Below are 25,463 nucleotides of genomic sequence, written 5' to 3'. Positions count from 1 at the left end.
CCCACCGGAATTGCCCGGCACGAAACGATACTCGCGTTCTTGTGCTCTTTTTTGGGAAGTGATTTCCTGCTTTCTCCGTTCGTGGAGGCATGACATGCGATTTGTTCTGCGTATCTTGAAGGCACTGGCCGCTGCATCGGTTGTCATCGTCACCGCAGGCGGGACCTGGCTTGGCGTCAACCCGCCTGAGCTGTTGCGCGTGGGTGACGGTTATGCGGCGAAGATCGTCTGCTCGAATGTGTTCCTGGCAGGACGCGACCCGCAATCGGTGCTCTATGGCGACGTACAGGCGCCGGGCAATCCGCTGCTGCGGTTGGTGCGAGTTTCGGTCGATCGCGATCAGGGCCATGTAACGGCGCGCATCCTGGGGCTCTTTGCGCCCGGATATGCGCTCTATCGCGGGGCGCTCGGCTGCACGAGCGTGCCTGACGGCAATTTCAAGGCTGCTGCCGAGGCTGTACCTTCAGAGACATCGCCGCGGGTGGTTCCGCAGAACGCCGCACTATGGCCGGAAGGCGAGAGCGTCGCTGAAGCTGACGATGGAGAGCTTGCGTCGCTGCTGGCAAACGACCTGCTGGCCGGTCCGCAAATGCGGGCGATGGTCGTCGTTCACAACGACCGGATCGTGGCGGAGCGCTATGGCGAAGGCTTCGATGCAAGAACGCCTCTGCTTGGCTGGTCCATGACCAAGACGGTCAATGCGGCGCTCGTCGGACGCGCCATGCTCGATGGAAAGGTAGATTTCAACACGAACCATCTGTTGCCGCAGTGGAAGAATGACGAACGGTCGCAGATCAGGCTGCGGGATCTGATGGGCATGGAAAGTGGTCTCGCTTTCAACGAGGAATACGGCGATGTCACGGATGTGACGCGCATGCTCTATCTCGACCCCGATATGGTTTCGTTACCCGCCAATGCGCCGTTCGAAGCAAGGCCTGGCGAACGCTTCCGTTATTCGAGCGGCACGGCGGTGCTGTTGTCACGAATCTGGATGAATGGACTAGGCGACCAGGAAAGGGCCTTCTCTTATCCGAGGGAGGCACTTTTCAAACCGCTCGGCATGTCGAGCGCAGTGCTGGAGGTCGATGCCCGTGGCACCTTTGCAGGCAGTTCCTATCTCTATGCGACGGCGCGCGATTGGGCGCGTTTCGGACAATTCCTGCTTCAGGACGGCGTCTGGAACGGTCGGCGGCTGTTGCCGGAGGGGTTTGTCACGGCCATGCGAACGCCGACGCAATCGTCGGGCGGTAAATATACGCAAGGCCAGGCATGGCTCGCAGCACCCGGCGGAGATACCAGCGCTGAAGCGGGGCTGCCGGAAGATACCTTTTGGCTGGAAGGACATGACGGACAAAGTGTGGCAATCGTGCCGTCCGCCGATCTGGTCTTCGTCCGCATGGGCTTGACGCCGGGCCGCCTCGGCTACAAGCCGCAGGTCATGCTGAAAGAGCTGCTGGCCGCGCTGCCTGCCGGTTGAGCGGCTGTGAAGGCGAAATCTTAGTAGTTGCCCTGGGCAATGTCCGTCATGCCTTTGCGCTTGGCATCGTAATAATAGCCGCGGGCATAAAGCCTTACGGCATCTTCTTCCTTGTTGTTGGAAACGAGCCATGCGCCGCGCAGATACTTCGCGGCATATTTAATGTTGGTTTCGGCGTCGAGAAGGCCGGCGGGCGCACCGTCATAGCCCATCGATTTGGCCGTATTGTACTTGATCTGCATCAGTCCGAAATACCCACGCTTATTGTAAGCCTTTGGATTGTAACGGCTTTCGCGATGAACGACGCGGTGGATCAGTGTCTCGGGGACTTCGTAAAGCTTCGAATACTTGCTGATCAGCTTGCCGATAAAGCTCTTTTCTGCGGTCGGCGCAGTATCAAGGTCGCTGTCGCTGAACACCGGCGGGGCGGCTGGCGGGTCCATGGGGCCGGACTCATCGAAGCTGAAATCCAACATCGAACGCCGCGTGGGGCCGACGGAGGCGATGGCGGCCAGGGCCCCGGCCTGCGGCGCTGTCGCTGCGAAGGCAAGCTGTGCGGCAGGCGATGCCGGAGTGCCTGGACGCGGGGTCGGCACGACCGACTGTATCGCGGTCATTTCCGGCGTCAGCGGGATTTGTGTGCCACCCGCGGTCATCGCCTGTTGCATGGCAGGATTGGCCGAGGTTGCCGTCGCCGGCATTGCCGTTGCGGCCGTCAAAGCGGGTGTCGCCTGCGGATTGGAAGCTGCGAATGCGGTTTCGGGATGGCTGGCGCCGTCGGCGGCCGGCACGGCGGCCATCTTCATCGCATCCTCGCCAGGCTTCGGTGTTGGCACGACGCTCTGCACAGCGGTCAATTCCGCCTGCGACGTATACTCGACCGTCGAGCATCCGGCCATACCGCACAACATTGTCGTCACGACAAGGCCGCGTTTCAGGCCGGAAGAACCGTTCGCTACCATTCTGTCACTTTCGTGAATCGCGCCGCCCTGGCAGCATTTTAAAGTTATCGAGACCCTGCACCCTGATTTGCCATTAGCCTATTCGCTGTTGCGCCGCAACCGGCGAAGATCGTCAGGCGGCGATACGGCGATAACCGGCCGTCACGGCGCCCGCAGCGATCAACAACGTCCCGCCGGTGCGGTTGACGGCGCGCTGCACGCTGGCCTTGCGGATGAGGCCGCGTGCGGCATTTGCTAGAAGTGCGTAAGTCGCGGCATTGATCGTTGCGAGAACAAGGAAGGTCAGCTCCATGATGACCATCTGTTCGAAGAAAGGCTTCTCGGGGTTGAGAAATTGCGGAACGAAGGCGACGAAGAAGACGATGCTCTTCGGATTGAGCGCAGTCACGATATAGGCGTGCAGGAAGATCTTCAGCGACTTCTCTTCCGGCAGGTTGTCGTTGTCGGCGACCGGTTCGGTGATGAGCGGCGCACGCCAAAGCTTGATGCCTAGCCAGATGAGGTAGGCGCCGCCGATCCACTTCAGCAGTGTGAAGAGCATTGCCGATGCGGCCAGAACCGCACCCAGGCCGAAGAGGGAGGCCGTCATCGCCGTGAAATCGCCGAGCGCCACGCCGCTTACCGTCGCCAGCGCCGTGCGTCGTCCATGGCCAAGCGCATAGGACACGACGAGCAGGATTGTCGGGCCTGGAATGGCAAGCATGATGGCGGACGCGGCGGCGAATGCGAGCCAGGCTTCGAGCGACATGGAATCTCCTCCTAATCCCTAGGAAACAAGCAAAGACACCATATTAGCCCTGCGTCAATCATGCTTCCTGGTATTTTTGTCCTATCCTATCCATCACTTCGGCGAACCATCTGGTCGAAAGGTCGAAGGCCTTGCCGCCCTTGATGCGCGGGAACTCGATGGTGCGCAATTTGCCATCCTGTCCTTCGTCATGGCCGGTGACGCCGGAGACCTTGTTGAGGGCGCTTTCGACAGCCAGGTCCACCATGCTGTGGATGAGGCGGAGGTCGTCGGCATTGGCAGGCGCGGAGCGGGCGAAATAGCCGGATTTCTGGACCAGCGAACGCTCGGCATCGACGAGGTTGGCGAACTGCTTCTGGAACCAGCCGCCGACATTGATCGTGTCGATCTTCACATGGCCAAAGGCATCGCGCTTGATGGTCTCGCCGGCAGCTTCCCGCTCCGCGACTATGGCATCGAGGCAGGCGCCTTCAGAAACGAAGACGGTCGCATGTCCGGTCTTGTTCATGATCTCCTTGAGGCGTTCGGCCTCGGCCTGCAGATCAAATGCCATTTCCGGCAGGTAGACGGCATTGATGTTTTTCAGGCCAGCATTCATCATCATCCCGTCGACATATTCGTAGTTCTTCGTACGGTCGAGATAGGCCCGGGCGGTCGCCGCCGTCAGCCAGCCGCAGTGGCGGCCCATGACCTCGTGGATGACGAGCGTGCGCGGCGCAGCACTCTGCTCGTTGCTCACATTGTCGAAAAAGTGCGCGCCGACTTCAGCCGCCGTCCAGGCGCCCAGAGACTGACGGATCGGCACGACGTCGTTGTCGACCGTCTTGGGCAGGCCGACGACGGTAAGGTCGTAATTATTGGCCGCGAGATAGGCTGCGAGATCGGCCGCAGTCGTGTTGGTGTCGTCGCCGCCGATGGTGTGAAGGATGGTGACGCCGTCATCGGCAAGGCGTTCGGCTGCGACGCGCAGCGGGTTCTCGCCCTCCTTGACGAGGCCGCGCTTGACGCAATCGGCGGCATTGGTCAACTTGACGCGGCTGTTGCCGATCGGCGAGCCGCCGAAGCGGTGGAGAAGCGGCGCCTTTTCGCGCATTTCCTTGCTGATTGCGATGCTGTCGCCAAGAAGTACGCCCTGATAACCGGATTTGTAGGCGATGAGCTCGGCTTCCGGCGCGACGTCGCTATAGCGCTCGATGAGGCCGCCGACGGCGGAGGAAAGACAGGGAGCCAGGCCTCCGGCGGTCAGCATTGCTACTTTTTGTTTGGCCATTTTCCCTCCTTAAGTGCTTTCGTGCAGGTGTTCGCATGCAGCTTACCTAACGCATGGATGCGGCAGGGAAAGAGGCCTGTAAAGCAAAGAATTTACGAAAAATGCTCGGCTCGGGCGGGCAAGGCGAGGAAGATGGCAAGAAGGGCGCATCTAATCGTTTCAGGCCCCTGTTTGCCATTTGAGACGCGCTGTGGAAAATCTGAAGAGGCAATCACGGCTTGTCCAAAGGCGCCCATTCGCGTGCGGTCTTTCGCCTTGCAAGCGGCGCGACAATTACCGAATTGTGAAAAGTGTTTTCAATCATACGACCAATCGCCGCCTTGCAATGGCTATGATTATTTGATCAAGGTATTTTCATATTGCGATGCGAGAAACTTCGATGTCCTTCTGGGAAAAACTGTTGAATGCTGTTGGCAACGCTGCGGGTAACCTGCTCTCGGCGATGGTCGAGGCGATCCGCACGGTTTTCGAGGGGGATCCCGAGACCCGTCGCAAGGTGGCGTTCTCCGTCGCCATCATCGCGCTTTCCGCCAAGATGGCGAAGGCCGACGGGATCGTCAGCGAAAAGGAAGTCCGGGCTTTCCGCGACATCTTCTTCTTTCCGCAGGACCAGGCCAAAAACGTTGCCCGCCTCTACAATCTCGCGCGGCAGGATGTTGCCGGTTACGAGGCCTATGCTGCGAAGCTTTCTTCACTCTGCGTCAGCTGCACCGCCAATTGCGCTGTTCTGGAAGACGTACTCGACGGCCTCTTCCACATCGCCAAGGCGGACGGGGCAGTCCATGAGAAGGAGATGAATTTCCTCCGCCATATCGGCCAGATCTTCGAAATGAGCGAAGAACGTTTCGAGCAGATCGCGGCGCGCCATGTTTCGATCGGCCGGGACCCTTACAAGGTCCTCGGTGTTTCGCCTTCCGACGATTTCCCGACGATCCGCCGCCGCTATCATGGCCTTGTCAGCGAGAACCATCCCGATCGGCTGATTTCGCGCGGCGTGCCCAGGGAGTTCCACGCGATCGCCAACGAGCGCATGGCTGCCCTCAACGATGCCTATGCGACGATCGAGAAGGAACGCCGCGCAGCATGACCTCTTTCGAGGCCGACTACCGCAAGGCCTGCGTGCTGCCGTCGCCGAACCACGGCGAGCGCGCAGACGGGCGCAAGCCGGACATGATCATCCTTCATTACACGGGCATGCCGACGCCGGAATCGGCCCTCGAATGGCTTTGTCGAAAGGAGAGCGAGGTCTCCTGCCACTATTTCGTCCACGAGAACGGCGATGTCGTTCAGCTCGTTCCTGAGGCGCGTCGGGCGTGGCATGCAGGCAAGGGCAGCTGGCACGGCGAGGGCGATATCAATTCCCGATCCATCGGCATCGAAATCGCCAACGCCGGGCATCCGGGCGGCCTGCCAGACTTTCCCAAAGAACAGATTGCGGCGGTGATTGAATTGTGTCGCGATTGCGGCAAACGTTGGTCGATCGCACGTGAAAAGGTACTGGGTCACTCGGACGTTGCACCCATTCGCAAGGTCGATCCGGGCGAGAAGTTTCCGTGGGCGGAACTGCATCACGCAGGGGTAGGACACTGGGTCGAGCCGGCGCCGATAACCGGCGGGCGCTTCTTCCAGCGGGGCGATTGCGGCCAACCGGTCGAAGCCCTGCAGTCGATGCTTTCGCTTTATGGTTATGCCACGGAAATAACAGGCGAATTCTCCGAGAGGACGGCGGGCGACGTGGAGGCCTTCCAGCGTCATTTCCGCCAGGAGCGCGTCGACGGCATCGCCGACTTTTCGACAATCGATACACTGCACCGGCTGCTCTCGGCGCTACCGCGTTATTCATGACGTCTGTGTGACACTCAAGCAACGTATTTGCGCAAACGACCTTGAATGCTGCACTGCCACATCATTTCCCTATTATCTCCTCATTGCGATGGTCTAACCCCGTCCGCTGAACGGCGCTCGCGGCTGTTTTTGTGTGTAGCTGCGGGAGTCAAAATGAAACGATAAGAATTGCTGCGGAACGTTGCCAGTCCTTGGCACGTGAAACCGGAAGACGGCGAGGCGCGCAGTCCGGTAATTCTTTGGGTCGGAGTAACTAGACTACATGAGACATATGATTATTGGTGCAGCGGCATGCGCAAGCCTGCTGCTGGCAGGGTACGGCTGCGCTTTTGCTGGCGACGCAGGTAATAAGGACAAAGACGGGAACAAAGAAACCCGAACGGTCATCTTCAAGACCGTCGACCGCCAAAGCGGTTATGCAATGCCGGATTTCACAGCCAATAAATATTCAGTTCTGATTGCCAAATATGCCGAGCAATATGACGTACCCGTCGAGCTTGCCCACGCCGTCGTCCGTGTCGAGAGCAATTTTGACCCGAAGGCACGCGGCAGCGCAGGCGAGATCGGCCTCATGCAGATCAAGCCGGCAACGGCGCGCATGATGGGTTATTCGGGAACGAAGAAGGGCCTCTTCGATCCGGAAACGAACATCAAGTATGGGATGAAATATTTGGCGGCTGCCCATGAACTTGGCGGCGGGCAGACCTGCAATACCATCCTCAAGTACAATGCCGGCCACGGCGCACAGAAGATGAACCCGATCTCAAAGGCCTATTGCGGCAAAGTGCTCGCTCTTATGTCAGGCGCGGCGCAAACGTCGATTTAAGATATGAATTGCGTCGGCCGCCGTGCTATCTGGACCTCGAAGCGAGGTGAGATATGGCGGCTGATTTCAAGTATATCGTCGTCGGCCGCGGCATGATGGGCGCGGCGGCGGCGAAGCATTTGGCCAAACGCACGGACGGCGTTGCCGTGATCGGTCCAGACGAGCCGGAAAACCGCAAGGCGCACCGGGGTGTTTTCGCCAGCCATTACGACGAGGGCCGCATCACCCGGACCGTCGATCCGGATCGCGACTGGGCGCTTCTCGCCAATCGGTCCATCTCCCGATATGCTGACATCGAAGCAGACAGCGGCGTCACATTCTACACCGAAGCGGGTTGCGCCTTCGTGGCGCCGGCCCAGAGCGCGTATATCGTCAACACGACAAGAGCAGCTGCATCGCTCGGTGTCGAAACGACGCTGCTCGACGAGGCGGGCCTCAAAGCAGCGTTTCCTTTCTTTGACTTGCCGGACGGCTGCGAGGGCGTATTTCAGGTAAAGGGCGCCGGCCATATCAGTGCGCGCAAACTGGTGAAGGCGCAGTCGATCATTGCGCAAAAGGCGGGAGCAACAGTCGTTCGCGACTATGTGACGGCAATCTGCGAGGCAGGCGGGGTTGCTACAGTCGAAACCTCGCGCGGCACGGTCTATTCGGCGGAAAAGGTACTGATTGCGGCTGGCGGTTTTTCCATTGGCGAGAATCTGTTGCCGCAATCGGTTGACATGTCGGTTCATGGAAGGACGGTGACCCTGTTCGAGGTGAGCGAGGCGCAGGCCGCAGAGTTTGCTGCCATGCCGTCGCTGATCGTCGAGGCGCCGCAGACCGATATCTATCTGCTGCCTCCGATCCGGTATCCTGACGGGAAGATATATCTGAAGATCGGCGGCGATCCCGATGACCATCTACTTGAGACCGAAAGGGATTTGCGTGCCTGGTTCCGGACTGACGGCCGGCCGGCGGCGCGCGATCATCTCACGGCGATTGTCCGCCGTCTCGTTCCGGATCTGCGGCCGCTTTCCGTTTCGACGGCCGCCTGTGCCGTCTCGCACACCAAGAGCCGTTATCCGATGATCGGTTATACTTCGTCTCCACGGCTTGCCGTTCTGACCGGCTGTGCCGGCACTTCGGCGAAGAGTTCCGACGAGATCGGCCGACTTGGGGCCGAGCTGTTGTTGAAGGGCAAAATCGGGGATCAGGGCTACGCTACGGATTTCCAGCCTTTCTTTCGGTAATGGCATCTGTACATTTCCAGTGGTAATTGGCCGCGCTCTCGTCTATTTGAGCTCTGCCAGTTGGCCGGGCAGCCGCGCTTTACCAATGTCGAAAGGCGGTAAGGTGAGGAAAGTCCGGGCTCCACGGAAATACGGTGCCGGATAACGTCCGGCGAGGGCGACCTCAGGGAAAGTGCCACAGAAAGCAAACCGCCTGCGCTTGCGCAGGTAAGGGTGAAAGGGTGGGGTAAGAGCCCACCGCGTCTCCGGCAACGGCGACGGCACGGTAAACCCCACCGGGAGCAAGACCGAATAGGGATGACGTGGCGGGCGAAAGCCCGCCGGCCGGTTTCCGGGTCAGTCATCCGGGTGGGTTGCGTGAGGCAGCGTGCAAACGCTGTCCCAGAGGAATGGCTGCCACGTTCCGGTTTCGGCCGGAGCCATACAGAACCCGGCTTACAGGCCAACTGGCGATTAATTTCTGCGACATGTCATTTCGGCGGCGGCGATAATCCTCTGATGGATCGCAAGTCTTGCGCATGATTGCACCTGTGCGGTCTTTTGCAGTTCGTTTTCTCGTCGACGCTTTCTGGGACGAGCGGGATGTCGATCCTAACCCTTTGTTAAACTTAACAGCTTATAAATTTTCGATACTGCGCTCATCGCGAGACGGGCGTTTCCCATTGACGCCCATATGGTCCCATGGTATCCCATAAATGCACTGCACGAGGGCAATCAATCGCCCGTCAATCGCAAAGCCCAGGCGTCTTCCTTTCCGGAGGCGCCGGATGGATTCTTGTTCATCCGGCTGGCGAAGCTGTGTCTGACTTTGAGGGATGCGGGCATCTGAATTCTGCCCGGGCCCTTTCGGGAACGGATGTTTCGTGTCATGAGCCGCTTCCTTTCGAATGCGACCAACCGGATCGATTCCAAGGGCAGGGTTTCCGTGCCTGCGGCCTTTCGCTCCGTCCTGGCGCAGCGCAACGTCCAGGAGCTCTATTGCTTCCAGGACTTTGTGTTTCCGGCGATCAGCGTCGGCGGCCCGGATCTTCTGGAAAGATTCGAGCGGCAGATCGCTGCGGAGGATCCGTTTTCGCCGGATGCGAACGAGATGTCGCTTCTTATCCATGGGGGCGGGGTCTTCATGAAGCTCGACGCCGAGGGGCGCCTTATGGTCACGGATTTCATCCGCGACTTTACCGGCATCTCGGACGAGGTGGCCTTCGTGGGTCGGGCGGATCATTTTCAGCTGTGGCAGCCGCAGGCATTTCAGGCGGCCCAGATACAGGCACGAGGGGAGCGCAGGCTGGCGGGCAGGCGTTCCGGATAGAACGAGGGTGCGGAATGGCGGCGAATCCTGGCGGAGGTTCAACTGATGCCGGTGGCGGACCGGTTCGCCACATTCCGGTTCTTCTTGCGGACGTGCTTTCGGCGCTTCAGCCGGCTTCCGGCAAAATCATTCTCGATGGAACGTTTGGTGCCGGCGGCTACACATCGGCCATTCTCGATGCCGGCGCCGATGTGATTGCGCTGGATCGGGATCCGACGGCAATTGCAGCCGGCCAGGACATGGTCGCAGCCTATGGCGGCCGCCTCAAGCTCGCTCGTTCGCAATTTTCCAGCCTGGCCGATCATGCGCCTGAAAGTGGGCTCGACGGCGTTGTGCTCGACATCGGTGTTTCCTCGATGCAGATCGATGAGGCTGAACGCGGTTTCTCCTTCCAGAAGAGCGGCCCGCTCGACATGCGCATGTCCGCTTCCGGCGTTTCTGCCGCCGACGTCGTCAATCGCGCCAAAGTCGCCGAGCTCATCCGCATCTTCCACTTCCTCGGCGAAGAAGATCAGGCGCCTCGTATCGCGCATGCCATCGAGAAGCGCCGGAGTGAAAAGCCGTTCGAAACGACGCGCGATCTCGCGGGTCTCATCGAGGTGGTGACGCCGCGCAAGATGAAGGACAAGATTCATCCTGCGACCCGTGTTTTCCAGGCGCTTCGCATCTTTGTCAATGATGAGCTTGGCGAGCTCGGGCAGGCGCTCTTTGCCGCCGAGCGCGTCTTAAAGCCCGGTGGCCGTCTCGTGGTCGTCACCTTCCATTCGCTGGAAGACCGCATCGTCAAGAAATTCTTCTCCGACCGCTCGGGCAAGGCGTCGGGTTCGCGCCACCTGCCGATTGCACATGAGCGCGCGGCGACGTTCGAGCCGGTCGGCAAACCCATGATTACTGCAGGCAAGGCTGAAGCCGAGGCCAATCCGCGGGCGCGTTCGGCCAAGCTGCGGGCCGGCATGCGTACCGATGCGCCGGCCGAAACTGCGGATATGTCGATCTTCGGGTTGCCCAGTCTTGCCAGCCTCGAAAAGCTTGGAGGTTGAAATGCTCAGAACGTTCGACTTTGTGCTCATCGGCGTCATGACGGCAGCGGCCACCGTGACCTATACGATCAAGCACCGCGCAGAACTGAAGCTCGAAGAGGTTCGTCGCCTCGAAGCCGAGATCAAGCTCGAAAAGGACACGATCGACCTGCTCAAGGCCGACTGGGCGCTGCAATCGCAGCCGAACCGGCTGGAGCGTCTGGTGAATGCCTATAATGGCGAACTGAAGTTGCAGCCGACGGACTCCACAGCGCTCGTCCATATGCGCGAATTGCCGATGTTGAAATCGCAGGTTCCAGTTCCGGAAATCACCGAGGCGAAGAATGGCCAGAAGCCTGGTGCAAGTGCAGCTACGGCTGTTGCTGCCAAGGCGCAGCCGGTCCCTACTCCGGCACCGCGGGCCAAAGAAGAAGATCTGATGTCAACCGGTTCGGTGGAGTAGCCATGTCGTTTCTCTCTCGCATCATGGTCCTGAAAAGTCAGGCGCATTTCTCCTCTGGCGTCTATAACCGCTTCGGTGGCCCGTCAGGCAGCTTGCCGCTGGAGGGGTCGCGCAAGAAGAAGTCCGGTCAAGCCAAAAGCCGCGTCGGGCTTCTGATCCTCGGGTTCACCGCGCTTTACGGCGTCATCGGCGGCCGCCTGGTCGAGTATGGCATGAAGGATCCGGAAGTCGTTTCCAGCATCCTGCCGCCCGATCGCCTGATGGCGTCGCGGCCCGACATCCTCGATCGCAATGGTGAAGTGCTGGCGACCGACATCCGCACGGTTTCCCTTTTTGCCGAACCGAACAAGATCGTCGACGCTGATGAGGCGATCGAGAAGCTTGCCACAGTCCTGCCCGATCTCGACGTGAAGGGGACTTACAAGAAGCTCTCGGTCAAGAGTTCGCACTTTGCGTGGCTTCGCCGCCAGCTGACCCCGAAGCAGCAGAGCCAGATTCTGGCGCTCGGCATTCCCGGTATCGGTTTCCGTCCGGAAAAGCGCCGCTTCTACCCGGGTGGTCCGACGGCCTCGCATATCCTCGGTTACGTCAACATCGACAACCGCGGCGTCGCGGGCATGGAAAAATACATCGACGACCAGGGCCTTGCCGACCTGGCATCGGTAGGAATGACCAGCGATCAGCCGCTCGAGCCGGTCAAGCTCTCGATCGATCTGCGCGTCCAGAACATCGTGCGGGACGTCGTGATTAACGCGGTCACCAACTACGAAGCCAAGGGCGCGGGCGCGGTCGTCCTCAATATTCACACCGGCGAAGTGCTCGGCATGGCCTCTGCGCCGGACTTCGACCCGAACAATCCGGAAGAAGGCGCCAAGGAAGGCTGGCTGAACCGCATGTCGAACGGCACGTTCGAAATGGGCTCGACCTTCAAGACCTTCAGTACGGCCATGGCGCTCGACAGCGGCAAGGTCAGCATTAACGACAGCTTCGATGCAAGCCGCCCGATCCGCATCGGCGGCTTTACGATCAACGATTTCCATGGTCAGCGCCGCTGGCTGACAGTGCCTGAAATCTTTGAGTATTCGTCGAACATCGGTACGGCGAAGATGATCGACATCGTCGGCATGGACCTGCAGAAGGACTATCTGACGCGCTTTGGGCTGCTGACGAAAATGCGGACGGAACTGCCGGAAGTGAAGATGCCAAGCCAGCCGAAAGTCTGGAAGAAGATCAACTCGATCACAATCTCTTTCGGCCATGGCGTCTCGACGACACCGCTGCAGACGGCCGTTGCCGGCGCAGCCCTCGTCAACGGCGGAAAGCTCATCGAGCCGACCTTTTTGCCGCGCACCCGTGACCAGGCCGACGAGACGGCCGAGGTCGTCGTCAAGAAGAGCACCAGCGACGAAATCCGCTACCTGTTCAAGCTGAACGGCCTCAAAGGTTCGGGACGCAACGCCGACGTGCCTGGCTTCAATGTTGGCGGCAAGACGGGCACGGCCGACAAGGTCGTCAACGGCCGTTACGCGAATGATCTGAATTTCAACGCTTTCATCGCCGCGTTCCCGATCGACAATCCCCAATACGTCGTGCTGACCTTCTGCGACGAGCCACATAACGGCGAAAAGGGACAGAACATCGCTGCTTACACGGCTGCGCCAATGGTCAAGAACATCATCCGGCGTGCCGCGCCCATCCTCGGCATAGAACCGCAGTTTGGCCAAGACGGATCGGCCTTGCTGGTGTCTTATTGAGTGTGAATGAATATCAGCGCCGATTCGCGTGGGGTGGGCGGCGTGAGAGAGAAAAGACATTCGATGAAACTGCGGGACATAGCCGGAAGCGCGCTTCCGGAAATCAAGGACCAACTCGAAGGGCCGTTGGGCGGGCTGGAGATTTCCGGACTTTCTGCCGATAGCCGCAAGATTGAGGCCGGAATGGCGTTCTTTGCGGTGGCCGGCTCGAAGGCCGACGGCGCGGTCTACATCGCCGACGCCGCCAAACGTGGCGCGATCCTTGCCGTGTCGGCTCAAGCCGTCGAGGCTTCCATTCCTGTCCTTGCGGTCAGGGAACCGCGCCGCTTTCTCTCCGTCGCCGCATCGAATTTCTATGGCAGGCAGCCTCAGACGATGGTCGCCGTAACCGGCACGGCGGGCAAGACCTCAGTCGCTTCCTTCACGCGCCAGATCTGGACCCATGCCGGACATCCGGCGGCCATGATCGGCACGACCGGGGTCGTTTCCCCGATGCGCAACGAGTACGGTTCGTTGACGACGCCAGATCCGGTTTCGCTGCACAAGCTGCTGGCCGACCTCGCTGACGAGGGGGTGACGCACGCTTCGATGGAGGCATCGAGCCACGGTCTCGACCAATGCCGTCTGGACGGCGTGAAGCTTTCGGCTGCCGCCTTCACCAATCTCGGCCGCGATCACATGGATTATCATCCGACGGTCGAAAGCTACATGGCCGCCAAGATGCGGCTTTTCGATACGTTGCTGCCGAAAGGGTTACCAGCCGTCATTTTCGCCGACGATGCCTGGTCCGAGCAGGCGATCAAGGCGGCAAAGGATGCGGGCCACGACGTCCTGACCGTAGGCCGCAAGGGAGATTATCTTGCACTGAAGCGGGTCGAGCATTTCCGACACAAGCAGATCGCCGAAGTTCATTGCGGTGACGAGATTTTCGAAGTCGATATTCCGCTCGCCGGCGATTTTCAGGTCGCCAATGGGCTGGTCGCCGCGGCGCTTGCCATGTCCACCGGTGTTCCGGCCAAGACCGCGATGGCCGCGCTTGAGAAACTCCAGGGCGCCTCGGGGCGTCTCGAACTCGTCGGCCATACGAAGGATGGAGCGCTTGCTTATGTCGATTACGCGCACAAGCCGGATGCGCTGGAAAATGTACTCAATTCCGTGCGTCCCTTTACGACCGGGCGCGTGATCCTCGTCTTCGGTTGCGGCGGCGACCGCGACCGGGGCAAGCGTCCAATCATGGGCGAGATCGCCTGTCGGCTGGCCGATGTGGTGATCGTCACGGACGACAACCCCCGTTCCGAGGAGCCGGCCTCGATCCGGGCCGAGATCATGGCTGCGGCGCCATGCGCCACCGAAATCGGCGACCGTTCGCAGGCGATCCACGAGGCCGTCGGCATGCTGAAATCCGGCGACACACTCATCGTTGCAGGCAAGGGGCATGAAGAAGGGCAGACCATCGGGAGTATGACGCTGCCGTTCTCGGACCACGCCGAAGTGCGCGAAGCTTTGGAGGAGCTGAAATCGTGAACTGGCTTTGGACCACCGATGACATGATTGCCGCCATGGCGGGCCGCCCGTTCGGCACGCTTCCTGAAGGCATCACGGGCATTTCCATAGACAGCCGCTCGATCAATGCCGGCGAAGCCTTCTTCGCCATCAAGGGCGACCGGGTCGACGGTCATGACTTCGCCTCAATGGCGATGGCAAACGGTGCTGCACTTCTCGTCGTCAGCGAAGCCCGCCTTCCGGGACTTGGCCGCTTGACTGTTCCGATGATCGTCGTCGACGATGTGCTTGCAGCCCTCGGCCGCCTTGCCGTGGCGTCGCGCCAACGCTCGCGCGCACAGATCGTTGCGGTGACGGGCTCTGTCGGTAAGACGACGACCAAGGAGATGCTTCGACACGTGCTTTCGCCGTCCGGCAAGGTGCACGCCTCCGTCGCCTCCTTCAACAACCATTGGGGCGTGCCGCTGACACTGGCGCGCATGCCGCTCGACACGCACTTCGGTGTCTTCGAAGTCGGCATGAACCACCCGGGCGAAATCCGGCCGCTGGTGAAGATGATCCGGCCGCATGTGGCCGTCGTTACGACGATCGCTCCAGCCCATCTCGGCAATTTCAAGAGCATTAAGGAAATCGCCGCGGCGAAGGCGGAGGTTTTCGAAGGCTTGGTGCGCGGCGGGCATGTCGTGCTCAACCGCGACAGCGACCAGTACAACTTCCTCGAACGGACAGCGCAGTCGCTCGGCATCGAGAACATCCATTCCTTCGGCCAGCACGCCAAGGCCGAATTCCGCCTTGCGGAATTCAACGGTTCGGACGAAAGCTCGGCGCTCTGGCTGACGATCGACGGCGACACGTTCGAAGTGGCGATCGGAGCACCCGGGCGGCATATTGCGGAAAATGCGCTGGCTGCTCTCGGAATTGTCACACTCGTCAACGCCGACCTCGACAAGGCGATCGCAGCGCTGGCCACCCTGCAACCGGAAAAGGGCAGGGGCCGCCGTTACAAGTTGGCGATTGGAAACGGCAGCTTCACGCTGATCGACGAAAGCTACAACGCCAACCCCGCCTCGATGCGCGCGGCGATTGCGCTGCTTTCCACAACCGGTCCGGCAGGCCGCGGGCGCCGCATCGCCGTGCTCGGCGACATGCTGGAAATGGGCGAATACGCAAAAAAGGTCCATTCCGATCTTTCCGGGCCGCTGCTTGCAGCCGGCATCGAACATGTCTGGCTTGCGGGCACGGATATGCTGGCGCTGAAGGAATCGCTTCCCGACAGCGTGCAGGTCGAATATCGCGAGAAGACTGAAGAACTCATGGAATATGTTTTGAACTCGGTCGCGCCTGGCGACGTGTTGATGGTGAAATCGTCCTTGGGGATAGGCTTTGGCAAGATTGTCGCTGCGCTCCTTGACAGGTTTGCGCCATTTGTAGACACGCAACGCGAACTTTGACCGGGTAAACAAGGGGCCCTGAATGCTGATTTGGCTAGTCGAACTGTCGGACCAACTGAAATTCCTGAACCTGTTCAGATACATTACGTTCCGTACAGGCGCCTCTCTTTTCACGTCCGCACTGATCGTCTTCCTCTTCGGGCCGATGATCATCAACTCGCTGCGAATCCGCCAGGGAAAGGGCCAGCCGATCCGCGCCGACGGGCCGCAGACGCATTTCAAGAAGGCCGGCACGCCGACCATGGGCGGGCTGATGATCCTTGCAGGCATCGTCGGCGCCTCGCTTCTGTGGGCCGACCTTTCCAATGTCTATGTGGTCGCGACATTGCTCGTTACTCTCGGCTTCGGCGCGATCGGCTTCTACGACGACTATCTCAAAGTCACCAAGCAGAGCGACAAGGGGTTCTCGGGCAAGGCGCGTCTCGGCATTGAGTTCGTGATTGCCGGCATCGCCGTCTATTTCATGATGCGCACTGCACTTGCCTCCGGTACCGCAGGCTCGACCTTTGGCTCCTCGGTCGCATTCCCGTTCTTCAAGGATTTCCTGATCAATCTAGGCATCTTGTTCGTGGTCTTCGGTGGTTTCGTGATCGTTTCGGCAGGTAACGCCGTCAACTTGACGGACGGCCTCGATGGTCTTGCGATCGTTCCGGTGATGATTGCCGCCGCCTCCTTCGGTATCATCGCCTATCTTGCCGGTAATGCGGTATTTGCGAACTACCTGCAAATCAACTTCGTGCCCGGCACGGGCGAACTTGCCGTGGTTCTCGGCGCAGTCATCGGTGCGGGCCTCGGCTTCCTCTGGTTCAACGCGCCGCCCGCCGCAATCTTCATGGGCGATACGGGTTCGCTGGCGCTCGGCGGCACGATCGGCACCGTTGCGGTCGCGACCAAGCACGAGATCGTCATGGCGATCATCGGCGGTCTGTTTGTTGCAGAAACGCTTTCGGTCATCATCCAGGTCGGCTTCTTCAAGATGACCGGGCGCCGCGTATTCTTGATGGCGCCGATCCATCACCATTTCGAAAAGAAGGGCTGGACCGAAAGCCAGGTGGTGATCCGCTTCTGGATCATCGCCGTCGGCCTCGCAATGCTTGGCCTTTCCACCCTCAAGCTGCGGTGAGGCGGACATGATCCCTGTCACGACGCTTGCGGGAAAGAAGGTCGCGTTATTCGGCCTTGGAGGGTCCGGATTTGCAACGGCCCGCGCGCTCATTCTGGGCGGCGCCCATGTTACTGCCTGGGACGACAATCCCGACAGCGTCACCAAGGCTGCCGCCGAGGGAATCCATACCGCGGACCTGCGAAGCATCGATTGGAGTGTTCAGTCGCTCTTCGTTCTGTCGCCGGGCGTGCCGCTCACGCATCCGAAACCTCATTGGACGGTCGATCTCGCCCGCGCCGCCGGTGTCGATATCGTTGGAGATGTCGAACTCTTCGTGCGCGAGCGCCGGGCGCATGCCCCCGATTGCCCCTTCATCGCCATCACAGGCACGAACGGCAAGTCGACGACGACCGCGCTGATTGCCCATATCCTGAAATCCAGCGGCCGCGACACGCAGCTTGGCGGCAATATCGGAACGGCCGTGCTGACGCTCGATCCGCCGAAGACCGGACGCTACTATGTCGTCGAGTGCTCCTCCTACCAGATTGACCTCGCGCCGACGCTTAATCCCTCTGCTGGCATTATGCTCAACCTGACGCCGGATCATCTCGATCGCCACGGCACGATCCAGCACTATGCCGGCATCAAGGAGCGGCTGGTCGCCGGCAGCAGCACGGCTATCGTTGGCGTCGATGACAGTTATGGCGAGATGATCGCTGATCGCCTCGAGCGGGCAGGAACGAAGGTGGTGCGCATTTCGCGCCGCCATCGGCTGGCTGATGGAATTTATGCCGAGGGCACGAAGCTTATACAGGCTTCTTGCGCTGCGGCTCTGCCGCTTGCCGATCTCGACGGCATCCAGACGCTGCGCGGCGGCCACAATGCGCAGAATGCCGCCGCGGCGGTCGCCGCCTGCCTTGCCGTCGGCCTTTCGGCCGAAGACATTCGCACCGGCCTTGCCTCCTTCCCCGGCCTCAAACATCGCATGCAGCCGGTCGGAACACGCGGCCACGTCGTCTTCGTCAACGATTCGAAGGCGACGAACGCAGACGCCGCAGCGCCCGCACTTTCCAGCTACGATCGAATCTACTGGATCGCCGGCGGCCTGCCGAAGGCGGGAGGCATCACGACGCTTGCGCCGTTCTTCCCGCGCATCGCCAAGGCCTATCTGATCGGCGAAGCGGCGGCGGAATTCGCCGCGACGCTCGGCGAGGCGGTGCCCTACGAGATTTCGGGGACGCTGGAGGGCGCCGTTGCCCATGCCGCAGCCGATGCGGAAAAAGATGACGCTGGTCCGTGCGCGGTGATGTTATCCCCGGCTTGCGCAAGCTTCGACCAGTACAAGAACTTCGAAGTCAGGGGCGATGCATTTGTCAGCCATGTGGCAGCGCTCGACGGGGTGACTATGCTGGTCGGTTCGGCAACAGGAGATAAATGACATGGTGAGCCGTGCGGAACGTGGGCCTTTGGCCGATTGGTTTTGGACTATCGACCGCTTTTTTCTCGCGATGTTCATCTTCCTGATGGGCGTCGGCTTCATGCTCTCCTTTGCGGCCTCGCCCGCGGTTGCCGAGCGCATCGGGCTCGAGCCGTTCCATTTCGTGAAGCGCCATGCAGCGTTCATGATCCCCTCGATCGCCGTCATGATCGGGCTTTCGTTTCTGACGCCGCGGCAGGTGCGACGGACCGCCATCCTTTTGCTTGTCATTTCACTCGCCATGATGGTCATGGCACTTTTCTTCGGCATTGAGGTCAAAGGCTCCCGACGCTGGGTGACGCTAGCCGGCATCTCGGTCCAGCCGTCGGAATTCATGAAGCCCGCCTTCGTCGTCGTCTGTGCTTGGCTCTTTGCCGAGCATGCCCGTCAGCCGGAAATCCCGGGCAACCTCTTTGCGATCATCCTCTTCGGGATGGTCGCGGCGCTGCTCGTCGCCCAACCTGACCTTGGCCAAACGATCCTGACGACGGCGGTGTGGGGCGGCATGTTCTTCATGGCGGGCATGCCCTGGATATGGATCATCCTGCTCGGCGCCGGCGGGGCGGGCGGGCTGCTCAGCGCCTACTACGTCTTCCCCCACGTGGCGGGACGAATTGACAAGTTCATGACCGGCGAGGGCGACACGTTCCAGATCGACACTGCGCGCGAGGCCATCATCCGCGGCGACTGGTTTGGGAAAGGACCAGGCGAGGGCATCGTCAAGCGCATTATCCCGGACGCGCATACCGACTTCATCTTCTCGGTCGCCGCCGAGGAATTCGGCATCATCTTCTGTATCGCGCTCGTTCTGCTCTTCACCCTCCTTGTTTTGAGGGGGCTATCGCACGCATATAAGGAGAAGAACGACTTCAACCGGTTTGCCGTCGCCGGACTCGTGCTCCAGATGGGCATCCAGTCGATCATCAATATCGGCGTCAACCTCGAGCTGCTTCCGGCAAAAGGCATGACGCTGCCGCTGATTTCCTATGGCGGTTCGTCCATGGTCGCGATCTGCGTGACCGCCGGTTTCATTCTCGCGCTGACGCGTCATCGTCCGGAAAAACGTGCACAGGAGCGGAGCCTCTTCCGCATGCCGCACGGAATGCCGGCGGAGTAAAATATGCCCTTTCAGTCGATATTCCTCCTCACCTTGGCTCTCTCCCCACTTGATGGGAGAGGGGGCGTCCCCACTGCGACGGTGAGGGGTGCGGAGAAGCTGCGGCCTGCATTCTTCTCCCCAAGAGAACGGAAAGAAGGTGCCGGCAGGCAAACGTGCGGCGGCTCCCTGGTTGGAAGGCGGACCTACCGATGAGCAAAGGTATCATCCTGCTCGCCGCCGGGGGCACCGGCGGCCACGTGTTTCCGGCAGAGGCTTTGGCATACGAGCTGAAGGCGCGCGGTTATTCCGTGCATCTCGTGACGGACAGCCGTGCCGAGCGCTTTGCCGGCAAATTCCCCGCGGATGAAATCCACGTGGTGCCGTCGGCGACGATCGGCTCGAAGAACCCGGTCGCAGTCGCGCGTTCGCTATGGACGCTGTGGAGCGGAATGCGTGCCGCCAAGAAACTGATCCAGCGGCTGAAGCCTGCGGTCGTCGTTGGTTTCGGCGGCTATCCGACCGTGCCGCCGCTGCTTGCCGCCACGCGCCTCGGCGTGCCGTCGATGATCCACGAACAGAACGCCGTGATGGGCCGCGCCAACAAGGCGCTGGCGCAACGCGTGCAGGCGATCGCCGGCGGTTTCCTGCCGGAAAACGGCGGCGCCTATCCCGAGAAGACCGTGACGACCGGCAATCCGGTGCGTCCGGCGATTGTCGAAGCGGCGAAGGTGCCGTACAAGCCTTCCCATGCCGGAGAACCTTTCAATCTCGTCGTCTTCGGCGGCAGCCAGGGGGCGCAATATTTCTCCAAGGCGTTGCCGACAGCAATCAGCCTGCTTGACGAGGAGTTGCGTGCGCGGTTGCGCATCACCCAGCAGGTACGCCCCGAAGACATGGAAATGGTGAGCGGCTGTGTGGCCAGGCTTGAAATCGGGGCGGATATCGCGCCGTTCTTCACCGATATGGCGCAGCGCCTTGCAAATGCGCATCTGGTGATCTGCCGCTCGGGCGCCTCGACGGTTTCGGAAATTTCGGTCATTGGCCGTCCTGCCGTGCTTGTGCCCTATCCGCATGCACTTGATCACGATCAGGCGGCGAACGCCGCAGCCCTTGCCGCGACCGGTGGCGCAAAGGTCATCGCTCAATCGGAACTCTCGTCGGAGAAGATCGCTTCGATCCTTTCTCATGTGATGAACGACCCGGAAAAGCTCGCCAGGATGGCGGCAGCCGCAAAGCAGGCCGGGAAACCGGACGCTGCGAACTTGCTTGCCGGGATGGTTGAGGCTATTGCCGCCGGACGTACAATTGCAGAATTCAAGGGGACACAGTCATGAAAATGCCGAAGGCGATCGGCCTCGTCCATTTCATCGGCATCGGCGGGATCGGCATGAGCGGTATCGCCGAGGTGCTGCATAATCTCGGCCACCGCGTGCAGGGATCGGACCAGGCCGACAGCGCTAACGTGCAGCGCCTGCGCGCCAAGGGCATCGAAGTCTTCGTCGGTCACAAGGCGGAAAACCTGGGTGATTGTGAAGTTGTGGTCGTCTCGACCGCCATCAAGAAGAACAATCCGGAGCTTATCGCCGCGCGCGAGAAGCTGTTGCCGGTCGTGCGCCGCGCCGAGATGCTCGCCGAACTGATGCGCTTCCGCAATGCAATCGCCATCGGTGGCACGCATGGAAAGACGACGACGACATCGCTCGTCGCCACGCTGCTCGAAGCAGGCGGTCTCGATCCGACCGTCATCAACGGCGGCATCATCAATGCCTACGGCACGAATGCACGCATGGGCGAGGGCGAGTGGATGGTGGTCGAGGCCGACGAATCGGACGGCACATTTCTGAAGCTGCCCGCTGACGTCGCGGTGGTGACCAACATCGATCCGGAACATCTCGACCACTACGGCAATTTCGACGCCGTGCGCGCCGCCTTCCGGCAGTTCGTCGAGAACGTGCCGTTCTATGGCTTCGGCGTCATGTGCCTCGATCATCCGGAGGTCCAGGCTCTCGTCGGCCGCATCGAAGACCGCAAGGTCATTACATATGGTGAAAATCCGCAGGCCGACGTGCGCTTCATGAATGTACGCATCGACGGTGCCCGGTCGATCTTCGACGTCGAAATCCGCCGCCGCCGCACCGGACAGGTCATCAGGCTCGACAATCTCGTGATGCCGATGCCCGGGCGACATAACATTTCGAATGCGACAGCAGCAATTGCGGTCGCCAACCGCCTCGGCATTTCGAGCGCCGACATCGCAAAGGGCCTCGCCTCTTTCGGCGGTGTCAAGCGCCGCTTTACGCTGACCGGCGAATGGAACGGCGTGCAGATCTTTGATGACTACGGCCATCATCCGGTCGAGATCAAGGCGGTGCTGAAGGCCGCGCGCGAAGCCTGCAAGGGCCGCGTCATCACTGTTCATCAGCCGCATCGGTATTCGCGCCTTTCCAGCCTGTTCGAAGAGTTTGCCTCCTGTTTCAACGATGCCGACAGCATTTTCCTTGCTCCGGTCTATGCCGCGGGCGAAGATCCGATCGAAGGCGTGGATTCCGAGGCACTTGTTTCCCGCATCAAAGCGGGTGGCCATCGCGACGCGCGGTTCCTTGCCAACCAGGAGCTTTTGCCTGAAATGGTCGCGGAGATTGCAAAGCCCGGCGATTTTGTGGTTCTCTTAGGGGCTGGGAATATAACTTACTGGGCAGTCGCCCTGCCCAAGCAACTGGAAGGTCTTTCGGGAAAGTCTGCATGAAACAGGTGAATGGGGAAAAGCTTCTCGAGTCTCTCGGAGAAGGTGTGAAGGATATCCGCGGCCGTATCACGCCGGATGCCCCCATGGACCGTGTTACCTGGTTCCATGCTGGTGGTCTTGCCGAGCTGATGTTCCAGCCCCACGACGAGGCGGACCTTATCGCATTCCTGAAAATCCTGCCGGAAGAGGTGCCGCTGACGGTGGTGGGAGTCGGTTCGAACATTCTGGTGCGCGACGGTGGCATTCCGGGCGTCGTGTTGCGCCTTTCTGCCAAGGGTTTCGGTGCAGTCGAGCTTGCGGGCGACAATCGGATTCTCGCCGGTGCCATCTGCCCGGACAAGCATGTGGCTGCGATGGCGATGGACAACGGTATCGGCGGCCTCCATTTCTTCTATGGCATCCCGGGCAGCATCGGCGGTGCGGCGCGCATGAACGCCGGCGCCAATGGCAGCGAGACCTGCGATCGCTTGGTCGAGGTCAATGCCATCGACCGCAAGGGCAACAAGCTCGTGCTTTCGAATGCGGACATGGGATATTCCTACCGTCATTCCACGGCCTCGCCCGATCTCATCTTCACCTCCGTGCTTTTCGAGGGCTATCCTGAAGACCGGGCGAAGATCCGTGCCGACATGGATGCGGTGCGCAATCACCGCGAGACGGTGCAGCCGATCCGCGAGAAGACCGGTGGTTCGACCTTCAAGAATCCCCAAGGCCATTCGGCCTGGAAGCTGATCGACGAAGCGGGCTGCCGGGGTCTCGTCATCGGCGGCGCACAGATGTCGTCGCTTCATTGCAATTTCATGATCAACATGGGGCAGGCGACCGGCTACGATCTCGAATATCTCGGCGAGCAGGTTCGCCGTGAAGTCTTCGAAAATTCCGGCGTCAAGCTCGAATGGGAAATCAAGCGCCTCGGTGTCTTCATGCCGGGCCGCGAGGTGCGCCCGTTCCAGGGTGTGACCGGCGAATAGCCGTTTTATCTGGAACGGCAAGTTGCTTGCCCCGAAAGGCCGCGACGGGAAAACCGCTGCGGCCTTTGATTTATCTTGAGGCAGTCTCGATCAGACTTCGTCGCGGCCGGATGCCAGGATGGAGATCAGCGTGATCACCGCAGCGAGGCCGAGATAGTAGCCGACGTAAAGCATCCCGTAGTTCGTCTGCAGCCACGTGGCGATATAGGGGGCGAGCGAGGCGCCGAAGATGCCGGCAAGATTGAAGGTGATCGACGAGCCGGTGTAGCGCACTGCGGTCGGGAAGGGGGCCGCCAGGGCCGTGCCGATAAGGCCGTATGTCATGCCCATGAGTGCCATGGCGACAATCGCAAAGACGACGATGCTGCCTTCGCCGCCGCTCATCAGATCGGGCAGGAAGAACGAGAAGATACCGATCAGCACGGTGGTAAGGATCAGAACTTCGCGGCGTCCGAATCTTTCAGCGAGCCTGCCGGCGACGGGAATGAGAATGCCGAAGGCGACCGAGCCGACAATCTGGATTTCCAGCGCGTCCAGGAAAGGAATTTTCAGTACCTTGACGTTGTAGGACAGCAGATAGGCCGAGCCGATGTAGAAGAGCACAAAGGTCGCGAGTGCAACGAAGGTGCCGAGGAACAAGCTGCGCTTGTGCTTGAGAAAGAGTTCCGCAACCGGCACGGCAACGCGTTCATGCTTGTCGATTGCCTTTTGGAAGGCCGGTGTTTCCGTGATCGAAAGACGAACCCAGAGGCCAATGACGATCAGGACGATCGAGGCGATGAACGGAACACGCCAGCCCCAGCTCAAAAGCGCGTCCTGCGAGATGACCTGCAACAGCAGCCAGAAGACGCCGGAGGAGAGGAAAAGGCCGACGGGTGCGCCGAGTTGCGGGAACATGCCGTACCAGCTGCGCTTGCCTTCCGGCGCATTCTCGGTTGCAAGCAGAACAGCGCCACCCCATTCGCCGCCGAGGCCGAAGCCCTGGCCGAATCGGCACAATGCGAGCAGCAGCGGCGCTGCGACGCCGATCGATCCGTAGGAGGGCAAGAGGCCGATAACGACCGTGGAAATACCCATGGTCAGCAGGGCGGCGACCAGCGTCGTCTTGCGGCCGACCCTGTCGCCGAAATGACCGAAGACGACGGCGCCGAGCGGACGGGCGAAGAAGGCGATCGAGAAGGTGGCAAAGGAAGCCAGAAGGGCGGTGGTTGGATCGTTGTTGGGGAAGAACAGCGTCGGGAAGACCAGGACGGCTGCCGTCGCATAGACGTAAAAATCAAAGAATTCGATCGTGGTGCCGACAAGGCTCGCGATCAGAACGCGCGCCGGCGAATTGACTTGCGCACTGTTCGATGAAGCGGAGGTCGGCGATACGGGAGCTATCGCGTCAGACATGTTTATTCCATTTCGGATTTACAAAGAGCGCCCTTGGAAAGGGTCGAGAAGCGCTCTTAAAGCAATTTTAATTCCGCGCAAACGTCGAATGGGCAAGAAAGTGACGAGATCTCGATGCAGCGACACCTCAATGGTGTCTTCAACCGCGTGGACGCGCGACCTTAAAATTGGCGGGATTGAGACAAATCGGCGACTTCGGTTCGGGAGACAATCCCGTTTCCATCGGCCTTGCGGTCGCTGACCGGATTCGGCGGGACGCCCACATTCGCCATATGGTCGTTGAGGCCCGACATTGCGGCGCGCTCCTCCATCTCGTTGCGAGCGGCAGGCTCCCAACGGCTATGGCGAGCACTGCACTGGCGGCTATTCACTGACATCTGCGTTGGTCATGAAGTCGCTTTCACGCCGTTCTTCCTGATCGTCAGCAACTGGCTTTGCGCCTCTTGCGATTGCCTGGCGCTGACGCCGATCCACCTGATCTCGATCTCGGTGACGATTACATCCGTCAGTTCTGCCCGCTCGACGCCGAGGCTCTCCTTTTCATGGCTTGGTCCGGCAGCACTTCGGCTCTTCTGGCTGCCGCCTGACACCGGAGCTAGGCCTGGCGGGCGTCTGGAACTGCTCGACAAAGACAGCGAAGGAGCCTTCGCTGTCTGTCCCCGCATGGTCATCTAGGCAGGTTTTTTCATGCTGTGAGCGAACTTCAGCATCCTGCCGCAAGGCCATGATTTGGAGTCGGAAACATGCAGGCTGAGCCGGGTTTTTCGAGCGTGGAAACCTTTTCGAAAGGCGCCTGGTTAACAAAAGTAAACAC

General features: G+C 60.4%; 22 protein-coding genes and 1 other RNA gene. 19 read left to right on the top strand and 4 right to left on the bottom strand.

What is annotated here, in order from left to right:
• Nucleotides 1-94 precede the first annotated feature (94 nt).
• Nucleotides 95-1,477: a serine hydrolase domain-containing protein gene (locus AM571_RS13020; protein WP_074061759.1), complete on the top strand. Its 1,383-nt coding sequence runs from the start codon at nt 95-97 to the stop codon at nt 1,475-1,477.
• Between the two features lie 20 nt (nt 1,478-1,497).
• Here AM571_RS13020 and AM571_RS13015 read toward each other — a convergent pair whose 3' ends face one another.
• The 3 genes from AM571_RS13015 to AM571_RS13005 all read right to left on the bottom strand — a co-directional run bounded on the left by AM571_RS13015 (nt 1,498) and on the right by AM571_RS13005 (nt 4,457).
• Entirely contained in the window at nt 1,498-2,439 is a 942-nt protein-coding gene (locus AM571_RS13015; protein ID WP_074061758.1) for a lytic transglycosylase domain-containing protein, read from the bottom strand.
• Between the two features lie 112 nt (nt 2,440-2,551).
• Complete coding sequence (locus AM571_RS13010; protein WP_074061757.1) at nt 2,552-3,187, bottom strand: LysE family translocator; 636 nt, start codon at nt 3,185-3,187, stop codon at nt 2,552-2,554.
• A 58-nt stretch (nt 3,188-3,245) separates the two neighbouring features.
• A complete protein-coding gene (locus AM571_RS13005; RefSeq protein ID WP_074061756.1) occupies nt 3,246-4,457 on the bottom strand; it encodes a pyrophosphate--fructose-6-phosphate 1-phosphotransferase in 1,212 nt (403 codons plus the stop codon).
• Nucleotides 4,458-4,836: 379 nt separating this feature from the next.
• Between AM571_RS13005 and AM571_RS13000 the strand changes: the two genes are divergently transcribed.
• The 17 genes from AM571_RS13000 (at nt 4,837) to murB (ending at nt 23,254) form a co-directional block, all read left to right on the top strand.
• On the top strand, nt 4,837-5,544 hold the full coding sequence (locus tag AM571_RS13000; protein ID WP_074061755.1) for a J domain-containing protein: 708 nt from the start codon (nt 4,837-4,839) through the stop codon (nt 5,542-5,544).
• Nucleotides 5,541-6,302, top strand: a complete 762-nt coding sequence (locus AM571_RS12995) for an N-acetylmuramoyl-L-alanine amidase (RefSeq protein WP_074061754.1) — start codon at nt 5,541-5,543, stop codon at nt 6,300-6,302. Before AM571_RS13000 ends, AM571_RS12995 begins: the two co-directional genes overlap by 4 nt.
• 262 nt (nt 6,303-6,564) lie before the next feature.
• Nucleotides 6,565-7,128, top strand: a complete 564-nt coding sequence (locus AM571_RS12990) for a lytic transglycosylase domain-containing protein (protein ID WP_074061753.1) — start codon at nt 6,565-6,567, stop codon at nt 7,126-7,128.
• Between the two features lie 53 nt (nt 7,129-7,181).
• Nucleotides 7,182-8,357, top strand: a complete 1,176-nt coding sequence (locus tag AM571_RS12985) for an NAD(P)/FAD-dependent oxidoreductase (protein ID WP_074061752.1) — start codon at nt 7,182-7,184, stop codon at nt 8,355-8,357.
• A 56-nt stretch (nt 8,358-8,413) separates the two neighbouring features.
• An RNA gene (rnpB, locus tag AM571_RS12980) (RNase P RNA component class A) lies at nt 8,414-8,811 on the top strand.
• Between the two features lie 414 nt (nt 8,812-9,225).
• Nucleotides 9,226-9,666, top strand: a complete 441-nt coding sequence (mraZ, locus tag AM571_RS12975; RefSeq protein WP_028739521.1) for a division/cell wall cluster transcriptional repressor MraZ — start codon at nt 9,226-9,228, stop codon at nt 9,664-9,666.
• 14 nt (nt 9,667-9,680) lie between these two features.
• Nucleotides 9,681-10,706 carry a 16S rRNA (cytosine(1402)-N(4))-methyltransferase RsmH gene (gene rsmH, locus AM571_RS12970; protein ID WP_074061751.1) on the top strand — a complete coding sequence of 342 codons (1,026 nt, stop codon included), beginning with the start codon at nt 9,681-9,683 and terminating at the stop codon, nt 10,704-10,706.
• Between the two features lies 1 nt (nt 10,707).
• Nucleotides 10,708-11,148: a cell division protein FtsL gene (ftsL, locus tag AM571_RS12965; RefSeq protein WP_074061750.1), complete on the top strand. Its 441-nt coding sequence runs from the start codon at nt 10,708-10,710 to the stop codon at nt 11,146-11,148.
• Between the two features lie 2 nt (nt 11,149-11,150).
• A complete protein-coding gene (locus tag AM571_RS12960; RefSeq protein ID WP_074061749.1) occupies nt 11,151-12,902 on the top strand; it encodes a peptidoglycan D,D-transpeptidase FtsI family protein in 1,752 nt (583 codons plus the stop codon).
• Nucleotides 12,903-12,908: 6 nt separating this feature from the next.
• Entirely contained in the window at nt 12,909-14,426 is a 1,518-nt protein-coding gene (locus tag AM571_RS12955) for a UDP-N-acetylmuramoyl-L-alanyl-D-glutamate--2,6-diaminopimelate ligase (RefSeq protein ID WP_196776281.1), read from the top strand.
• Nucleotides 14,423-15,856, top strand: coding sequence for a UDP-N-acetylmuramoylalanyl-D-glutamyl-2,6-diaminopimelate--D-alanyl-D-alanine ligase (locus tag AM571_RS12950; protein WP_074061747.1), 1,434 nt, complete (start codon nt 14,423-14,425; stop codon nt 15,854-15,856). The genes AM571_RS12955 and AM571_RS12950 overlap by 4 nt, the downstream gene beginning before the upstream one ends.
• Before the next feature lie 22 nt (nt 15,857-15,878).
• Entirely contained in the window at nt 15,879-16,979 is a 1,101-nt protein-coding gene (gene mraY / locus AM571_RS12945) for a phospho-N-acetylmuramoyl-pentapeptide-transferase (RefSeq protein WP_074061746.1), read from the top strand.
• Nucleotides 16,980-16,986: 7 nt separating this feature from the next.
• Entirely contained in the window at nt 16,987-18,399 is a 1,413-nt protein-coding gene (gene murD, locus AM571_RS12940; protein ID WP_074061745.1) for a UDP-N-acetylmuramoyl-L-alanine--D-glutamate ligase, read from the top strand.
• 1 nt (nt 18,400) lies between these two features.
• Nucleotides 18,401-19,555, top strand: coding sequence for a putative lipid II flippase FtsW (gene ftsW, locus AM571_RS12935; RefSeq protein WP_074061744.1), 1,155 nt, complete (start codon nt 18,401-18,403; stop codon nt 19,553-19,555).
• A gap of 191 nt (nt 19,556-19,746) precedes the next feature.
• The gene (gene murG, locus AM571_RS12930) at nt 19,747-20,871 is read left to right on the top strand and encodes an undecaprenyldiphospho-muramoylpentapeptide beta-N-acetylglucosaminyltransferase (protein ID WP_074061743.1); all 1,125 of its coding nucleotides are present in this window, start codon (nt 19,747-19,749) and stop codon (nt 20,869-20,871) included.
• Nucleotides 20,868-22,283 (top strand): UDP-N-acetylmuramate--L-alanine ligase, encoded by a 1,416-nt coding sequence (gene murC, locus AM571_RS12925; RefSeq protein ID WP_074061742.1) that lies wholly within the window; start codon nt 20,868-20,870, stop codon nt 22,281-22,283. The genes murG and murC overlap by 4 nt, the downstream gene beginning before the upstream one ends.
• A complete protein-coding gene (murB, locus tag AM571_RS12920) occupies nt 22,280-23,254 on the top strand; it encodes a UDP-N-acetylmuramate dehydrogenase (RefSeq protein ID WP_074061741.1) in 975 nt (324 codons plus the stop codon). The genes murC and murB overlap by 4 nt, the downstream gene beginning before the upstream one ends.
• Nucleotides 23,255-23,344: 90 nt before the next feature.
• On the opposite strand, the gene AM571_RS12915 is transcribed toward murB, so the two are convergent.
• The gene (locus tag AM571_RS12915; protein WP_074061740.1) at nt 23,345-24,649 is read right to left on the bottom strand and encodes an MFS transporter; all 1,305 of its coding nucleotides are present in this window, start codon (nt 24,647-24,649) and stop codon (nt 23,345-23,347) included.
• A gap of 279 nt (nt 24,650-24,928) precedes the next feature.
• Here AM571_RS12915 and AM571_RS36255 point away from each other — a divergent pair, with 279 nt between their 5' ends.
• A complete protein-coding gene (locus AM571_RS36255) occupies nt 24,929-25,324 on the top strand; it encodes a hypothetical protein (RefSeq protein WP_132550461.1) in 396 nt (131 codons plus the stop codon).
• Nucleotides 25,325-25,463 lie beyond the last annotated feature (139 nt).

The sequence above is a fragment of the Rhizobium etli 8C-3 genome, assembly GCF_001908375.1.
GTDB lineage: Bacteria > Pseudomonadota > Alphaproteobacteria > Rhizobiales > Rhizobiaceae > Rhizobium > Rhizobium etli_B.
The sequence above is the reverse complement of the archived record's forward strand: the minus strand, read 5'-3'. Positions and strand labels throughout refer to the sequence as shown.

Coding starts and splice junctions, on each gene's coding strand:
- AM571_RS13020 (WP_074061759.1), top strand. CDS start 95: ATGCGATTTGTTCTGCGTATCTTGAAGGCACTGGCCGCTGCATCGGTT.
- AM571_RS13015 (WP_074061758.1), bottom strand. CDS start 2,439: ATGGTAGCGAACGGTTCTTCCGGCCTGAAACGCGGCCTTGTCGTGACG.
- AM571_RS13010 (WP_074061757.1), bottom strand. CDS start 3,187: ATGTCGCTCGAAGCCTGGCTCGCATTCGCCGCCGCGTCCGCCATCATG.
- AM571_RS13005 (WP_074061756.1), bottom strand. CDS start 4,457: ATGGCCAAACAAAAAGTAGCAATGCTGACCGCCGGAGGCCTGGCTCCC.
- AM571_RS13000 (WP_074061755.1), top strand. CDS start 4,837: ATGTCCTTCTGGGAAAAACTGTTGAATGCTGTTGGCAACGCTGCGGGT.
- AM571_RS12995 (WP_074061754.1), top strand. CDS start 5,541: ATGACCTCTTTCGAGGCCGACTACCGCAAGGCCTGCGTGCTGCCGTCG.
- AM571_RS12990 (WP_074061753.1), top strand. CDS start 6,565: ATGAGACATATGATTATTGGTGCAGCGGCATGCGCAAGCCTGCTGCTG.
- AM571_RS12985 (WP_074061752.1), top strand. CDS start 7,182: ATGGCGGCTGATTTCAAGTATATCGTCGTCGGCCGCGGCATGATGGGC.
- mraZ (WP_028739521.1), top strand. CDS start 9,226: ATGAGCCGCTTCCTTTCGAATGCGACCAACCGGATCGATTCCAAGGGC.
- rsmH (WP_074061751.1), top strand. CDS start 9,681: ATGGCGGCGAATCCTGGCGGAGGTTCAACTGATGCCGGTGGCGGACCG.
- ftsL (WP_074061750.1), top strand. CDS start 10,708: ATGCTCAGAACGTTCGACTTTGTGCTCATCGGCGTCATGACGGCAGCG.
- AM571_RS12960 (WP_074061749.1), top strand. CDS start 11,151: ATGTCGTTTCTCTCTCGCATCATGGTCCTGAAAAGTCAGGCGCATTTC.
- AM571_RS12955 (WP_196776281.1), top strand. CDS start 12,909: ATGAATATCAGCGCCGATTCGCGTGGGGTGGGCGGCGTGAGAGAGAAA.
- mraY (WP_074061746.1), top strand. CDS start 15,879: ATGCTGATTTGGCTAGTCGAACTGTCGGACCAACTGAAATTCCTGAAC.
- murD (WP_074061745.1), top strand. CDS start 16,987: ATGATCCCTGTCACGACGCTTGCGGGAAAGAAGGTCGCGTTATTCGGC.
- ftsW (WP_074061744.1), top strand. CDS start 18,401: ATGGTGAGCCGTGCGGAACGTGGGCCTTTGGCCGATTGGTTTTGGACT.
- murG (WP_074061743.1), top strand. CDS start 19,747: ATGAGCAAAGGTATCATCCTGCTCGCCGCCGGGGGCACCGGCGGCCAC.
- murC (WP_074061742.1), top strand. CDS start 20,868: ATGAAAATGCCGAAGGCGATCGGCCTCGTCCATTTCATCGGCATCGGC.
- murB (WP_074061741.1), top strand. CDS start 22,280: ATGAAACAGGTGAATGGGGAAAAGCTTCTCGAGTCTCTCGGAGAAGGT.
- AM571_RS12915 (WP_074061740.1), bottom strand. CDS start 24,649: ATGTCTGACGCGATAGCTCCCGTATCGCCGACCTCCGCTTCATCGAAC.